General features: G+C 68.1%; 13 protein-coding genes and 5 pseudogenes. 12 read left to right on the top strand and 6 right to left on the bottom strand.

Translation table 11 applies throughout. The features are described 5' to 3' along the window. Positions 1-9 precede the first annotated feature (9 nt). The 4 genes from DIZ27_RS37730 to DIZ27_RS37715 all read left to right on the top strand — a co-directional run bounded on the left by DIZ27_RS37730 (position 10) and on the right by DIZ27_RS37715 (position 2,176). Positions 10-567, top strand: a complete 558-nt coding sequence (locus DIZ27_RS37730) for a DNA-binding protein (protein ID WP_109382898.1) — start codon at positions 10-12, stop codon at positions 565-567. Positions 568-777: 210 nt separating this feature from the next. Beyond that, complete coding sequence (locus DIZ27_RS37725; RefSeq protein ID WP_258308727.1) at positions 778-1,227, top strand: hypothetical protein; 450 nt, start codon at positions 778-780, stop codon at positions 1,225-1,227. Positions 1,228-1,695: 468 nt separating this feature from the next. Then, complete coding sequence (locus DIZ27_RS37720) at positions 1,696-1,929, top strand: hypothetical protein (RefSeq protein ID WP_109382897.1); 234 nt, start codon at positions 1,696-1,698, stop codon at positions 1,927-1,929. Further along, a complete protein-coding gene (locus DIZ27_RS37715; protein WP_109382896.1) occupies positions 1,919-2,176 on the top strand; it encodes a hypothetical protein in 258 nt (85 codons plus the stop codon). Before DIZ27_RS37720 ends, DIZ27_RS37715 begins: the two co-directional genes overlap by 11 nt. Before the next feature lie 216 nt (positions 2,177-2,392). On the opposite strand, the gene DIZ27_RS37710 is transcribed toward DIZ27_RS37715, so the two are convergent. The 3 genes from DIZ27_RS37710 to DIZ27_RS37700 form a co-directional block, all read right to left on the bottom strand. Next, positions 2,393-2,773 carry a DUF6009 family protein gene (locus DIZ27_RS37710; protein WP_109382895.1) on the bottom strand — a complete coding sequence of 127 codons (381 nt, stop codon included), beginning with the start codon at positions 2,771-2,773 and terminating at the stop codon, positions 2,393-2,395. Between the two features lie 133 nt (positions 2,774-2,906). Continuing rightward, positions 2,907-4,454, bottom strand: coding sequence for a phage/plasmid primase, P4 family (locus DIZ27_RS37705; RefSeq protein WP_109382894.1), 1,548 nt, complete (start codon positions 4,452-4,454; stop codon positions 2,907-2,909). Further along, a complete protein-coding gene (locus tag DIZ27_RS37700) occupies positions 4,447-5,466 on the bottom strand; it encodes a bifunctional DNA primase/polymerase (protein ID WP_109382927.1) in 1,020 nt (339 codons plus the stop codon). The genes DIZ27_RS37705 and DIZ27_RS37700 overlap by 8 nt, the downstream gene beginning before the upstream one ends. A gap of 703 nt (positions 5,467-6,169) precedes the next feature. On the opposite strand from DIZ27_RS37700, the pseudogene DIZ27_RS37695 reads away from it, so the two are divergent. From DIZ27_RS37695 to DIZ27_RS37680, 3 genes and pseudogenes are all read left to right on the top strand, one after another. Continuing rightward, positions 6,170-6,437: pseudogene (locus tag DIZ27_RS37695) on the top strand (hypothetical protein); the annotation flags it as partial. A 405-nt stretch (positions 6,438-6,842) separates the two neighbouring features. After that, positions 6,843-7,985 carry an IS110 family transposase gene (locus DIZ27_RS37685; RefSeq protein WP_109382893.1) on the top strand — a complete coding sequence of 381 codons (1,143 nt, stop codon included), beginning with the start codon at positions 6,843-6,845 and terminating at the stop codon, positions 7,983-7,985. A gap of 118 nt (positions 7,986-8,103) precedes the next feature. After that, a protein-coding gene (locus DIZ27_RS37680) for an IS3 family transposase (protein WP_375232053.1) occupies positions 8,104-9,305 on the top strand; the annotation gives its coding sequence in 2 pieces (ribosomal slippage) (positions 8,104-8,335 and positions 8,335-9,305; 1,203 coding nt in all). A gap of 24 nt (positions 9,306-9,329) precedes the next feature. Here DIZ27_RS37680 and DIZ27_RS37675 read toward each other — a convergent pair. Further along, complete coding sequence (locus DIZ27_RS37675) at positions 9,330-9,530, bottom strand: hypothetical protein (protein WP_109382892.1); 201 nt, start codon at positions 9,528-9,530, stop codon at positions 9,330-9,332. A gap of 350 nt (positions 9,531-9,880) precedes the next feature. Here DIZ27_RS37675 and DIZ27_RS46200 point away from each other — a divergent pair, with 350 nt between their 5' ends. Then, positions 9,881-10,042, top strand: a complete 162-nt coding sequence (locus DIZ27_RS46200) for a hypothetical protein (protein WP_181383894.1) — start codon at positions 9,881-9,883, stop codon at positions 10,040-10,042. Between the two features lie 84 nt (positions 10,043-10,126). Here DIZ27_RS46200 and DIZ27_RS37665 read toward each other — a convergent pair. Beyond that, a pseudogene (locus tag DIZ27_RS37665) lies at positions 10,127-10,875 on the bottom strand (IS6 family transposase). Positions 10,876-11,127: 252 nt separating this feature from the next. Here DIZ27_RS37665 and DIZ27_RS37655 point away from each other — a divergent pair. Further along, positions 11,128-11,496: pseudogene (locus DIZ27_RS37655) on the top strand (transposase); the annotation flags it as partial. Between the two features lie 44 nt (positions 11,497-11,540). Here DIZ27_RS37655 and DIZ27_RS37650 read toward each other — a convergent pair. After that, positions 11,541-12,083: pseudogene (locus DIZ27_RS37650) on the bottom strand (ISAzo13 family transposase); the annotation flags it as partial. 47 nt (positions 12,084-12,130) lie between these two features. On the opposite strand from DIZ27_RS37650, the pseudogene DIZ27_RS37645 reads away from it, so the two are divergent. The 3 genes and pseudogenes from DIZ27_RS37645 to DIZ27_RS46195 form a co-directional block, all read left to right on the top strand. After that, positions 12,131-12,589: pseudogene (locus tag DIZ27_RS37645) on the top strand (transposase); the annotation flags it as partial. Positions 12,590-12,966: 377 nt separating this feature from the next. After that, complete coding sequence (locus DIZ27_RS37640; protein ID WP_181383893.1) at positions 12,967-13,368, top strand: hypothetical protein; 402 nt, start codon at positions 12,967-12,969, stop codon at positions 13,366-13,368. Then, a complete protein-coding gene (locus DIZ27_RS46195) occupies positions 13,365-14,534 on the top strand; it encodes a hypothetical protein (protein ID WP_181383892.1) in 1,170 nt (389 codons plus the stop codon). Before DIZ27_RS37640 ends, DIZ27_RS46195 begins: the two co-directional genes overlap by 4 nt. Positions 14,535-14,539 lie beyond the last annotated feature (5 nt).

Raw genomic sequence — 14,539 nt, 5'->3', positions numbered from 1 at the left:
GAGTAGGCGATGAGCCTGTTCGGGGACGGCCTGGACGCCGCGGTGCACAAGGCGTTCACCCGCCCGGTACCCAAGAGCGCGCCCGCGCAGATGCGGTACCTGGTCAAGCAGCTCAAGGGCACCAAGGCGGTCGCCCAGCTGCTGCGGATCTCCCAGCGCACCGTGGAGCGGTACGTGAAGGACCAGATCAAAAAGCCCCGCCCAGAGCTTGCCGCGCGGATGGAGCGCGAGGTGAAGAAGCGGTGGCAGCCGCAGATCCGGGCGAAGGCCAAGGCGAAGGCGGCGAGCACGGGCGGCATCGTCATCGACGCCCGTGCCCGCATGGGCTACACCGCGCCGATCGGGTCGACGGACCAGGACCGCATCCGGCACCTGACCGTGACCCTGCCGCCGCAGTACGCGGCCCGCTTCTTCGAGGCCCAGGAGGCCGGGGCCAGCGACGCCCGACTGCAGGAGATCGCGGCCGAAGCGCTCAAGGAGGTGTACTTCCAGGACGGCGGCCGCCGCGCCGGAAGCCTGGAGGAGGTCCGGTTCACGGACATCGAGCACCTGGAGTTCGACCTCTAGCAGCCGCGCCCCGAGCAGCCGCGTGCCCCGGACCGATGCGGTCCGGGGCACGCTCGAGTATCCGCGCGGGGGCGGATGTTCATGTGTGGTCGGGTAGCCGGGTCACGTTGCCGTGACCCGGCTACCCGACCTCAACAGCGCTCTGGCGGCGGCCCGCAGCTGCTCGCCGTCTCGGCACCGGGCACCATCTACGACCCGGACACCGACGACGTGGTCCAGGCCGAGCTCGGCGCCGAAGCCGCGGCCGCCGCCCGGGAAGCCGAGCTGCGCGAAGCCACACGGATCGCGGCCCGCGCCGATGAGTTCCAGGCGCTGCGCGAGCTGGGCACGCTGGAGCAGACCGAGCCCCGCGAAGGCGACGAGGCCGTGCGTGGCGAACTCACCCGCCGCGCGGGCGGGTACGTCCAGGCCGATGTCGACGCCTGGCTCGCCCACGCCCTGGCCGCGCACCTTGGGTACTACCGCGACCCGGCCGCCCGCGAGGCTGCCGCCAGCCTTCTCACGTCGTCGATCCTCGCGCACGTTGCGCTGCTCGCCGAACTCGCCCGCCTGGTTCCCGGTGTCGGCGTCGACCAGCTGGCGTTCGCGGCCGGGCTCGCCACCACCGAGCCCGAAGCCGCCGGTGCACTCGCCGTGTTCCTCGCCCGCGCCCGGTCGTAGCGCAGTATTCGCACGGCCCACTCCGGCACGCGGCCAGCCTCAGCCCGTGATCACCGTCGGTGACTGTCACGCTCACTCGTGTCACGCACACCGATCCGGTTGTCACACTGGACTGTCACGCTGGCGATCCGGTCCGGAGCCATGGGCCCGACCCCCGGATTTGGGCCACCTCGCCGATCAGCGTGACAACCCTCCCAGGCCGACTACAGTCCGCGTTCGAATCTGGCGGTCCCCTCGCCCGCCTGAACAGTCCGCCGATCTGTGTCATCAGGACCCAGGGACCAGGTCCCTGGGCCCTGGTCCCTGGGTCCTGAGACCGGTGTTTTCCCTGGTGGCCACCGAACGGGGCCGGAAGCTGGGTCCGGGGTCCGCACCCTCGTACGAGCCGGTTCGTCCGGAGTGGTCCCCAGGGCCCGGAGCGGCCGATACCGTTGGAGCAGACGCCAGTTCTGCCACTTGGAGCCTTCGATGAGCGAACAGCCGGCCACCGCCGACCATACCCGGCAGCAGCTGGAGCCCGCGGCCGCCGACGCGGTCCGCGCCTACGCGGCCGCGGAGCGCGCCAAGACGGACGCCCTCGCCTCGGTGCTGGAGGACATCGCCGAACACGGCTACCCCTCGCCCGAGTCAGGTGTGCCGTGGGAGACGGCCCGGGATACCCACCTCGCCCGCCTCGCGGACGAGCAGCCCCGTGTCGCCTGACCACGGCGCGCGCCGCTCGCGCGTCATCATGGTGGAGCCTGCGCTCACCCAGCTGGCGAAGCTCACGGCGAGCGAGACGCATCGGCTGGACCGCGCGATCGTTGCCATCAGCGTCAACCCGGAGCTGGGCACCGAGGTGCCCGGAACGCTGCTGCGCGACTACGCGGACGAGATCGACGGGGTCCGCGTCATCTACTACGTGACCGCCTTGCGGACGATCACGATCGTGTCGTACGTCGAAGCCTGATCACACAGCAGCGCCCCGGATCCGACCGAACCCGGGGCGCTGCTGTGTCTGCTGCACGGGGCAGCAAGGCGGGCGTGTGAGGTCGGTGGGTGGTGCTGTTCGGTGACTGGGGCTGCTGCTCTGGGGGCTGGAGAGCGATGACACTCGAAGGCTGGCCCCGGACGGCACACGGTGCTCGTGCACCAGATTGTCTGGGGTGGGGCGAATGCCGGGCCGTCAGGAGGGCACTATCTGGCTTCTGCGCTTCCCTTGGGAGCGGGGCGTCTTTTCTCCCACGCGACGCGGTTCGATGGTCCGAGGGTCGACCGCCTCTCCCGGGGCTCCCTCCTTGTAGAGGCCCTCGGGCTCGTTCGGCCGGTCGTGTGGGAGCAGGAAGAAGGTGCGGCGCTGGAAGAGGCCACTGTCGGGGTTGGCCTCGGCGTCCTTGTCGAGCTCGGCGTAGCCGACCATGCGTCCGTCGCGGGCGTAGCGGGGCTTCCCGCTGCGGCGGGCGCTCTTGTCGAGCGCCTGGCGGACGTAGTCGAGGTCGTCGAGGTCCTCCAGCCACACCACGTTCGCTTCGTGTGCGAGCTGGCCTTCGTGCAGCAGCGAGCTCATGGACGCAGCTCCTTGTCGGTGATGTGGCGGTGCGGGCAGGAGGTGTAGCTGCTCGCTGCAGGCAGTGGGGTGCGGGGGTCTGGGACGCTTCCATAGTAGGACGGTGTCCGGGTCCCGGGCAGGAGGCCTTCGGTCATGGCCGTTTGCCTGACGGGGCGTCGGGGCGGGCGATGTCGTCGGGGAGCAGGGCGAGGTTCGGGTAGTACTTCTTGCCGCTGGACTTCAGCATCTCCGCGGGGGACGCGAGACCGATCTCCTGGCGGATGCGGCCGGCGAAGGCGCGGGCGGTGTCGGCCCGGATGCCCTCCGAGCTGCACCAGCCGGTGTAGGTGGCATAGAGCAGGCCCTGTTCGACGCGCAGGTCACCGGTGTCCGGGCCCTGGCGCATGCAGCACTCACTGAGGAAGCGGCCGATGTGGTCCTCGGTGGTCTCGTACGCGGCGGTGGCCAGTCGGACGGATGAAGGGCCGGTGAGGGGGTCCCGACTGGTGAGATAGCGGATGGCGCCCTGGATGAGCCAGTGCAGGATGCCGGGACCCTCTTCCCGGACCAGTTCGCCGGCCAGGTTGTCGATCTTCCGCTCGGCGGGGACGACGCGTTCGAAGGGGATGAGGCGGATACGGCGCCAGAAGGCGTGGCCGCCGGTGCCGACTTCGGGCTGGTGGTTTCCGAGCAGCCAGAGCTTGTGGGTGGGGGTGAAGCTGAAGTAGTCCTGCCGCATGCGGCGGGCTTTGATCTTGTCGCCGCCGGTCAGGAGCTTGACCCGCGCCTCGTCGAACTTGTCGTTGGGCTTGAGCTCGCTGCAGACGAAGATGCGGCGGCCGTGGAGCTCGGTCAGTTCCGTGGAGTGCTCGGCGAAGTTGCCCTTGTCCATCAGGAAGCCGGGCGGGGCCGCGTCGGCGTAGTCGCCCATCACCTGGATCATGACGTCCAGGAGAACCGACTTGCCGTTGGCCCCCTTGCCCCACAGGAAGGGCAGCACCTGTGCGCCGACGTCCCCGGTGATGGAGTACCCAAGCAACAGGTGCAGGAAGTCGATCATCTCCTGTCCCTTGGCGTCGACGCCGAAGGTGTCCTCCAGGAAGGCATGCCAACGCGGGGTGGGCATCGCCTGGGGAGCCACGTTGGTGGCCCGGGAGTGAAGATCACGCAACGGATCGGGCTTGCGCAAATGACCGTTGCGCAGGTCGACGACACCGGCGGGCGTGCACAGCGCGTACGCGTCGCCGTCAAGGACGTCGGGGTCGAGGCTCAGGGCAGGCGCGGCCTTGGCCTGGTGGAGCAGCGCCTTCATGCCGCTCGTGGACATGGTGCGCCGACGGTGCTGGGCGATCTCGCGGTCGCTGAAGATGCCGCGGGGGTCAGTGGCGGCCATCTGCTCGGCCATGTCGCCCGCGGCCCACAGCGCGGCCTTCTCGCCCCCCACCCGCTTCCACCGGAACTGGTCCCAGCAGTACCAGCCAAGGCCTTCGACGTGGCGGAATTGGTCGCTGTAGAGCTGGGCGAACAGCTTGGCGTTGCCCCGGTCGGTGAGCATGGGCGGCAGCAGAACCGGCGCATCGGCCGCGGCAGGCGCCTGTGCCTGCTGGGGAGGGACCCATGCGGGGGCAGCGGCCTCGAGGTCGAGCATCTGCTGAGCGGCGGCAGCCGCGTCGAAGCGGCCGCTCTCGGCGCTACTCATGCGAGTCCTTGGGGTGGAACGGGCGGCTGGCGCCTGCGGAAAGGGCTGCGTCGATGATCGTCTCACTGCGGCGTGTCTGGCGGGGACGAGCATAGTAAGCGGCCTCTGCCAGCTCTTGGCGGGCTTCGGCCTGATTGAGGTGGCCTGCTCCGACAAGTCCTCCTGCCGTGTAGGCGGCTCGGTTGAGCTTCTCGGTGAAGCCCGTTCCTTCGGCGTGGGCGGCACATTCACGCACGGTCTCGATGAGCGGCTGCAAAAGCGCCTGCGCGGCGCCGGTCCGGGGGCGCCGACGGCTGCTGTGCCGGAGCGGGCCGGGAACCGGGGGCTTCTGTATGACATGCCCGGTGCGCGTCAGTTCGGCGGCCAGCCAGGCGGGCAGGGGGGCCGGCTCCCGTACGGACCCGAGAGGCGTGTAGACGCCGGCGGACGTACGGGTGGCGGGAGCGACGATGTACCCGCCGTGAGCCCGTACGTCGACCTGCCAGGCCAGGGCGGTCTTGGGGCTGGACCCGGTGGACGAGCGGTAGCGGACCTGGGGTTCGGGGTTCAGATACCAGATGTGCAGCCCGCCGGAAGGCGTGCGTACGCGCAGAGTCGTGTCGTCCTGCGCCGGGTCCTGCTGCTGCCGGTAGGCAGCGAGGAGGGCCAGTGTGTCGAAGCCCGAGGCAAGCCCGTCGAGATTCACCTGGTCCGGGATCGGGATACCGGGCAGCAGGCGGTCGCGGTGGGGAATCTGTGCCGCGTGGGCGTCGACGTCCAGGACCACGAGATGCGCCGGCCCGCAGGACACCCCGACTCCTGCACGGGGCTCTCTGCTCCACCAGGCATCGATACGGGCCAGGTCCGTGGTCGCACTGTGGAAACCATGGCACCACAGTCCTCGGGTATGGCAGGGACAGCCCGAGGGGGCGTGGGGACGGATGCGGCACTGCTCGCAGTTGGCGGCCGGAGTCTTGCGTCCCGGTGCCAGCGGATGGACCGGCCACTGACGGCCTGCCAGCCAGCGGGCCACATCCGCGGGTCGCGGCGGCTGCGCGACTTCGGATGAAGCGGTCTCGGCGTGGCGCTGCACTGTCGTCGGTCCGTTCCTCTGGTGTGGCCAGGCTTTGGTCCCTCAGTTCGGTCCCGGGCGTTTTGCCTGTTCAGGAGGGGTGCGGCACGGGCTGAGGGACTGAAGGGACTGACTTTCCCTTATGGGTGGCAGAGCCTAGCGCACCGCTTCCCACCGCCAGGGGAGGCATGAGCACTTATTCCAGAATCAGTCCCTTCAGTCCCTCGTGCGGCCCGCGAGCGGAAGCAGGAGGAAACCCGCCTGCAAGGGCAGGTCGCTGAGGGACCGAAAGGCTGACAGCGGCCGAGGGACTCTTCGGCACCTTTCGGTCCCGGTCGCGTTCCAGCAGGTCAGAGCGCCTGTGTGATCGAGGAGAGGGACTGAAGGGACTCAACTTCCCAGTTATCAGCGCACCAGGATATGTGCAGGTCAGTCCGCGTACGCGTGCATGGGTGCGCGCGCACGCAGCTGGAACAGGAACCTTCGGTCCCTTCGGTCCCTTCAGCTCCGAATCGATCGCTCTGACCTGCACTTTTTCTAAGGGACTGAAACGCGGAGGGACCGAAGGAATCCGGTCCCTTCGCCTTCCTGGGCCCGCAGCCAGGAAAGCGGCGAGGGTGAGAGGACCGATCACCGAAGCACGGAGGCCCTCGCATGGCTGAACCGTTCCTGCGCGGACCGGATCGAGCAGGAGATCCGCAGACCGAGGCCGAGGGCCGGGACTACGCCTCGCTGCCGGTCGAGGAGGCCCGCAGGTGCACGGGCTCCATACCAAGACGTCCTCCGGCGCCTCGGACACCCGTCTGCTGTCCGTGGGCCGGGACAGCCGGACAGTGACCGTCGTAGGTCGGGGGCAGTTGGGCGTCTTCGACGACGCTCCGGTGGCCGACTGCAAGGAGACGACGACCACGGCGGTCGCCAAGCTGTACTGACGCTTGGAACAGACCGGGACCCGAACCGATTGCACGACCACGGTGAAAAACGGGGCCGTCCTTTCACCACGGGGACTGGGAGGACGAGCCCGCCCCCCTGCCTGGCCGTTGCAGTCGACGGTGCAACCTGTCATGACGGTCCGTGAACCGTTCCGGGTTCGATAGGGACTCGATCGTTTGAGAGGATCGAGTCATGGCACGTCCCTAAGAATGTGAGGCGGTCCGGGAGGACCGGGTATGGCTGATGGCACGTTGCCCTCGAGGGCTCGGAAGGAATGGCCGCCCGGTCCTCCGGGACGCTCCGGCCACTGATTGAGAACTGCGGTCATCGCTGGTTAGGGACCTGTCGGCGGGGTGTTCTTCGGACCATGGAGTGCTGGTCACGAGGGATACGGAGCGACGGGCTTGAGCACGTCTCACGAGCGGATATGGGTCGGCATCGATGCCGGCAAGGGGCATCACTGGGCCGTGGCTGTCGATGCCGACGGCGAGACACTGTTCTCGACGAAGGTGATCAACGACGAATCGCAGATCCTCACGCTCATCGACACCGCCCGAGAACGGGCAGGTGAAGCGAGGTGGGCGGTCGACATCTCCGGCCGGGCCTCCACCCTGCTGCTGGCGCTGCTGATCGCGCGCGGCCAGGAGGTGGTTTACGTACCTGGGCGGACGGTCAACCGCATGTCGGGCGCCTACCGGGGCGAGGGCAAGACCGACGCGAAGGACGCCCGTGTCATCGCCGACCAGGCACGTATGCGCCGGGACTTCGTCCCGTTGGCCATGCCCCCGGAGCTGGTCACCTCTCTGCAGGTACTGACGCGCTACCGGGCCGATCTGATAGCCGACCGGGTCCGTCTGATCAACCGGCTCCGCGACCTGCTGGTGGGCATTTGTCCCGCCTTGGAGCGGGCCTTCGACTACTCCGCAGCCAAGGGGCCGGTCGTGATGCTGACCGAGTACCAGACTCCGGCCTCCCTGCGACGGATCGGCGTCAAGCGGCTGACGACCTGGCTGGAACGCCGCAAGGTCCGAGGGGCCGGCGTCGTTGCGGCGAAGGCGGTGGAGGCAGCCCAGTCGCAGATGACCGCGCTGCCGGGCGAGAAGCGTGCCGCGAAGCTGGTCTGCGATCTCGCCCACCAGCTTCTGGCCCTGGACGAGCGGATCAAAGACAACGACCGGGAGATCCGCGAGACCTTCCGCACTGACGACCGCGCCGAGATCATCGAGTCGATGCCCGGCATGGGTCCCATCCTGGGCGCCGAGTTCGTTGCCATCGTCGGCGACCTGTCCGGCTACAGGGATGCCGGACGCCTCGCCTCCCACGCCGGCCTCGCCCCGGTCCCGCGGGACTCCGGCCGCCGCAGCGGCAACCACCACCGACCCAAGCGCTACAGCCGGCGTCTGCGGCACATCTTCTACATGGCCGCGCAGACCGCGATGATGCGGTCTGGCCCCTCCCGGGACTACTACCTCAAGAAACGAGGCGAAGGGCTGTTGCACACCCAGGCATTGCTCGCGCTCGCCCGCCGACGGGTCGATGTTCTGTGAGCGATGCTGCGTGACAAGAGGCTGTTCACCTCTGCCCCGTCGGTCACGCAGACGGCTTGACACGGTCATTGAGATTCCTTCCCCCTACCCGCTTGAGCTGCGCCGTCGTGCGGTACGCATGGTCGCCGAGGTGCGGCCCGACTACAACACCGAGTGGGCCGCGATGAAAGCGGTCGCCGCGAAGCTCGGCATCGGCACGACCGAAACGCTGCGCAAGTGGGTCCGCCAGGACGAGATCGACGCCGGCACCCGGCCGGGGACGACGACGGAGGAATCCGCGCAGATCAAGGCGATGAAGAAGGAGATCGCCGAGCTGAAGCGGGCCAACGAGATCATGAAGGCCGCGGCAAGTTTCTTCGCGGCCGAGCTCGACCGGCCACACACACGCTCGTAGCGTTCATCGACGAGCACCGGGACCGCTTCGGCGGAGTCGAGCCGATCTGCCGTGTTCTGACCGAGCACGACTGCAAGATCGCCCCGTCCACCTACTACGCCCACCACAAACGTCTGGCGGCACCCTCGGCCCGCACCGTTCGGGACACCGAACTGAAGATCCTGATCCAGGAGGCATACGACGCCAACTACCGTGTCTACGGCGCGAGAAAGGTCTGGCGGCACCTGAACCGCCAGGGCCGGACCGTGGCCCGCTGCACCGTCGAACGCCTCATGCGCGAGCTCGGCATCACCGGCGCCGTCCGCGGCAAGAAAGTGATCACCACGATTCCGGACCCCTCCGCGCCAAGGGCGCCGGACCTGGTCGACCGCGACTTCGTCGCCGGCGCGCCGAACCGCTGCTGGGTCGCCGACTTCACCCATGTCGCCACGTTCTCCGGCGTCGTCTACGTCGCCTTCGTCGTGGACACCTTCTCCCGCCGCATCGTCGGCTGGTCCGCCTCGACCACGAAGCAGACTCGGCTCGTCCTGGACGCCCTGGACATGGGACTGTGGCAACGTGATCGCGACCAACGCCCACCCCAGTCAGGCGAGTTGGTGCATCACTCGGACGCGGGCTCGCAATATATGTCCTTCGCGCTGGCCGAGCACTTGGAGAAGGCCGGCATCGCCGCCTCGATCGGATCGGTCGGCGACGCGTACGACAACGCGCTGATGGAGTCCACGATCGGCCTCTTCAAGACCGAGGTGATCAAGCCGCAGCGGCCCTGGCGATCCCTCGCCCAGGTCGAGCTGGCCACCGCCGAATGGACCGACTGGTACAACCACACCCGGCTCCACGGTGAGATAGGGCACATCCCGCCCGCCGAATACGAAGCCAACCACTACCTGACAACCACGAAACCCCAGCTCACAATCAACATCTGAGGTCTCTACCGAACCCGGAACGGTTCAGACCTCGGGTTGGAGTGGGCTGGGGCGTAGCAGCGCTGAACCGGTGTTGTCCTCGTGGATACCGGTCATCGTCAGGGACTCCGGGAACGTCCCGACGTCGCCGCGGCGGGCGTTGCCTGGGTAGGGGGTGAGGTCCTGGAGAGGGCGAGTCTCCAGGCGGCGGAAGACGGCGCCGGCGGGCGCGGCGGCCGTGATCACGACGGGCTCTTTCCGGTCGGCCGGGGTCAAGGCCGCAGGAGGACAGGCGCCCAGGGCGATCACTTTTGGGGGACTGACCGTCACTCGTTGTGGTGACCGGGGGCCGGTCGCCGTGCCTTTCGCTCTAGGTTCTAATCATTCATCCCCCAGTGAAAGGCAGGTCAGCCGTGGTGATGCGGGTTCTCGGAACGGTGTTGGCGACGACCGGGCTCGTGGTGGGAGTGGTGGTCGGGACTGGGGGCACGGCCTCCGCCGCCACCTGCCCGTCCTCGGCCCACCCGAAGACAACAGGCGGGGAGGCCAGTTGGGCGCTGTCTTGCAGTAACGGCCACCTGACCGTCCACGGGTGGGTGGAAGACACCTTCCGTGATAACCGGTGCGCCTACGTCACCATCACGCCCCGCAGGGAGCGGAGCAGGACGATCGAAGCGTGCGGCTCCGGCGTGCGGAAGAACTTCAGTGAGGTGTTCGTCGACGAGTATGAGGCGACGGTCAAACTCCGCGTCGCCTGACGTCGCGGGGCGCTGTCACGTTGTTGAGTGAGGAGGTGCCTGGGGTGCGTCGGGGCGTGGCGAAGCCGGGTTCCAGCCGCGTGTTCAAGGGGTGCTGGACAGGCCAGCAACTCTGGTGACCTGGTCCCAGATGGCGAAGCGGGTGGTCATCTCGGCTCGGTAGTCGTGTGCGGTCATCAGATGACGGTGGGGCCGGAAGTGGGGTGAGATGCCGCTGAACGCGGACAGGAACCGCTGGGCTGCGCCGACGGAGCGGAAGCCTTTCATCGCGCGTTCGCGTTGCCGGGTGGGCTGGTGGCTGTTCTCGGCCCGGTTGTTCAGGCCCTTGTGCGAACGGTGCTCCACCGACGGCATGACCTCGCGGTGGGCCGCGCGGTAGGAGCGGAGCTTGTCCGTGACCACCACCCTCGGCACGGCCCCGATTCCTTTGAGGAGCCGACGGAAGAAGTACCTGGCCGCGGCCTTGGTGCGCCGGTGCTGGACCAGGATGTCCAGCACGGTGCCGTCCTGGTCGACCGTGCGCCAGAGACACTTCTGCCGCCGTTGATCGTGATGAAGACCTCGTCGAGGTGACACCTGTCGCCGGGGCGGGGCCGGGGGCGCAGCGCGTGGGACTGCCCGAACTTTCGGCACCACCGGCGGACCGTCTCGTAGGACACGATGACGCCGCGCTGCAGCATCAGCTCCTCCACCTCACGGAATGACAACGGGAAGCGGAAGTACCGCCACACGCAGTGGGAGATCACCTCGACCGGGTACCGGTGCCCCTGGTACGACGGCGATGCGGACGACACGAGCGAACCCTTTCCCGGCACGATCAACTCCAAGATCATCCCAGGCCGGTCAGCCAACGTGACAGCACCGGCGGCGCAGGTCGGCTAGCAGGTCGCGGGCTATGTCCCGGCGGCAGGCGTCGGTGGCGGTCACGGGGCGGAGGCCCTTCATGACGGCGGCGGCCTTGTCGGCGGACAGGCCGGTGGGGGCGCCGCCGGGCAGCAGGTCACGCAGGACGGCGTGGAGCCGGTTGAGGACGCGGGTGCGTTCGTGGACCAGGTCGTCGTGCCGTTCGGTCAGCAGCCGCAGGTCGGCGCCGGATCGACCAGGCCCTCTACGCGGTCGTCATGGAAGCTTACGTCCACGGCGTCTCCACCCTTCCCCAAGCTCTCGGCTCGGACACCGGCATATCGAAGAGCGAGGTCTCCCGGATCTGCGCGGACCTCGACGAGCAACTCGACGCGTTTCGCACCCGGCCGCTGGATCACACCCGCTTCCCCTACGTCCATCTCGACGCCACCTACGTCAAGGCACGCGTGAATCACCAGATCGTCTCCCAGGCCGTCGTCATCGCCACCGGCGTCACCGAGGACGGCGGCCGTGAGGTCCTGGGCGTCATGGTCGGCGACAGCGAAACCGAAGCGTTCTGGACCGAGTTCCTGCGTTCGTTGCGTGGACGCGTGTCGGCGTACTCGCTTGTACGTTCACGTGTACGCCGACAGTCCTCGACCTGTACCGGATTACCCTTGGGGCGCCACTCGCGCCCGGGCATGGGCAGGCGCCCGATCTGCTCGCGCTTCTTGGTGTCCACGCTGATCATCGGGTCGCCTGCCGCCTGGTGCTGCTTGACCTGCTTGTTGAGGTAGCGGAACTGGGCGTTGCGGTCCGGATGTTGGCCTCCTTCGAGAGTCTTGGCATTGGCCCGCAGGCTGAAGCCAGCCTGCTTCAGCAGCCGGCCCACCGTCGGCGCGGAGACCGGGTGGCCCTGCCGGGTCAGCTCCTCGGCCGGTTTGCGGCCTCCGCCTCCGCCTTCGGCGCGGATGCGTCCGCCGGGCAGCGGTCCGGTGCCGGCTTCCAGTTCCGTAATCCCCCGGCGCACGGTGGTCTCGCTGACCGTCGCTGTCCGGGCGGCGGCGCGCACCCCGCCGTGGCCAAGCAGTCTCGCCTCGGCCGCTACCGCCAGACGCCGCTGCCGCTCGTTCAGATGGGGCAGCAACACCGCAAAGTGGCAGTTGAGTTGGGACAGCATCTCCTCCGTGATCGTCATACCAGGCCAACGAGCTGCTGACCGCGAAGCAACAGATTGATTCTTGACGGCTTCACTTCGTCCGCAACGTCTTCTCGGTGATCCCGAAGGGAGCCGCGGAGATGGTCGCCGCGACGATCCGCACGCTCTTCGCCCAGCCCACCGCCGACGAGGTCCGGGCCCACCTCGACACCGTCGCGGACATGCTTGGCGCACAGTTCCCCAAGGTCAAAGAGATGCTTCTCGACGCGAAGGAGGATCTGACCGCGTTCGCGGACTTCCCACACCAGGACTGGAAGAAGATCTAGTCGACCAACCCGCTCGAACGGCTGAACCGGGAGATCAAGTGCCGTTCCGACGTCGTCCAGGTCTTCCCGAACCCCGGCGCCGTCGGCCGGCTCGCTACCGCCGTCCTCGTCGAACTCCATGACGAGTGGATTGCCTTCCTCCGCCGCTACCTGTCCATCGAGAGCATGGACAGCCTGTTTCCGGACAGCACCACCCTCCTGCCCGGCACGACCGAGTGATCACCTACACCACGTCGTGGGACATGCCCCCCCCCGAAGATCATCCCATCCGGTCGGCCAACGTGACAGCACCCGTAATCTATTCACTACTGACCGTGCCATGTTTGGAGCACTGTGAATTTCGCACAACCCCCATGACGAGCGCTACGGCCGCCCCTGCGCCAACAGGAACGGCCGTCCATAGCAATCGACTCGACGCCTACCAAAGCCCTGAGTCGTGAGCAGCGAGGTGACCTCGTCTGCCGGGTGATGCCCGTGGGCTCGTGGGCCCGCGTGGTCACCTGTACCCAGAATAAGCGTCCCGTCTTACGGGAAGCCACCTCCCTGGGCTACCGGTCAGGTCACATCCGCTGGTCACGGCTCCCCTACCTGGGGAGATGTTCCAGTTGTACCGCCCGTTCCATCCACCTATGTCCCCCGCTCCAATTGTTCCGCTCACCAGAGCCCAGGACGAAGCCGAGTTGCCGGACGCGGACACCTTCAGCAACTCCGTTTTCGTCCGCGCGGACGAACCTGAGGTAGAGGCCGGCGACGGCATCGCCATCTCGCGCACGGACCTTCTGTTGTGCGCTCCGGAACCGCTGCGCCTGGTGGTGCTCATGCACTGGCGGTCGCGCAAGCAAGACGGCCGGCCCCGCACGGCGGAGGCCATCTGGGCGACGCTCACCGAACTTGGCATGCGCGGTAACGACGAAGCGCCGGTGCACCTGGACGAGGTGCGCGCAGCTGTCGGCTTCCTGTTGGCCCAGGGCCTGATCGTTCAGGGCGGTGAGCTGTGACTGTCGAGCAGATCAACGAGACGGGCACTATCGCCTACCGGGGTCCGGTGGCCGGCGTTCAGGTGCATGCGCACATGGAGTTCGGCCCCTATGCGTTGACGGTTCCGCTGGACTCCAAAGTCGTCATCCAGCTTATGTTCATGCTCGCGGAACAGACGCGTCAGGGTCCCGACGCGGGACCGCTGCGTGTGACGCCTCTGACGGTGCTGGAGCGTCTGCGCGAGCTGGGTGTGGTCTCGGGGAACGGTTCTCGGCTGGTCGGCCGGGACGCGGTCTACGAGTCGTTCACCCGCCTCCAGGAGAAGGGGTACATCCGGCGGATCGACGAGCGCGATGCGGGCGGGCGACGAACGCGCGTCGCATACGAGTTCTACGACTGGCCGTCGTGGAACCCTGATGCTCCGAAGCACTCCGGCATCGCCGATTTCTCGGTGTTCCCGCAGGTCAACACCACTTCCGGCATTGCCGGATCTGGCAATGCCGGAAGTGAAAACATCCAAAAAACCTCAAATAATCGATCCTCGCAGGTCAGTACCACTTCCGGTATTGCCGGATCCGGCAATACCGGATCCGGCAGTGCCGAGCCTGCTTTTCCGCAGGTCAGCACCACTTCCGGCATTGCCGGATCCCCCCCACACCCCCCGGGGGAGGAGGATTCCTCCTCCCCTACCCCTCCCACGCGCACCACGGGGTCGCTCCCGTCACAGAGGGAGGAGGGGGCGGAGTTCTCCCCGGAGGAGATCACCGCGGCTGAGGACTTCCTGCAGCAGATGCAGCGCTGGCAGGCGGGCGCGGCCACCGCCCGCAGGTGCGCGCCGAAGCTGCTGGCCACGATGCGCAAGCAGGGCTGGCCGCCCCTGGCCGGCCTGGATGCGGAGTACCGCGGCCTGCTCGAGGCGGAGGTGCTGAAGAACACCGGCGGCGCGACCTCCTGGACCAAGTGCCTGCCCGGTTGGGTGCAGGACCTGCGCCGCTACGCGCTGGTGCGCCCGCAGCCCGCCCCCGCGCCGGGCGGCAGCCCGCGGCCGGCGGCAACGCGTGCCGTCATCGCGGCCTGCCCCGCATGCGACGAGTACGGCTGGCTCCTGGACGACGACGACAGCGGCCCGCAGCGCCGCTGCCCGCACCCCGGCATCACCCGCAGCCAAGTGGAGGCGGCTCAGTGACCACC

The organism is Streptomyces sp. NWU339 (assembly GCF_003143855.1).
Classification (GTDB): domain Bacteria; phylum Actinomycetota; class Actinomycetes; order Streptomycetales; family Streptomycetaceae; genus Streptomyces.
The sequence above is the reverse complement of the archived record's forward strand: the minus strand, read 5'-3'. Positions and strand labels throughout refer to the sequence as shown.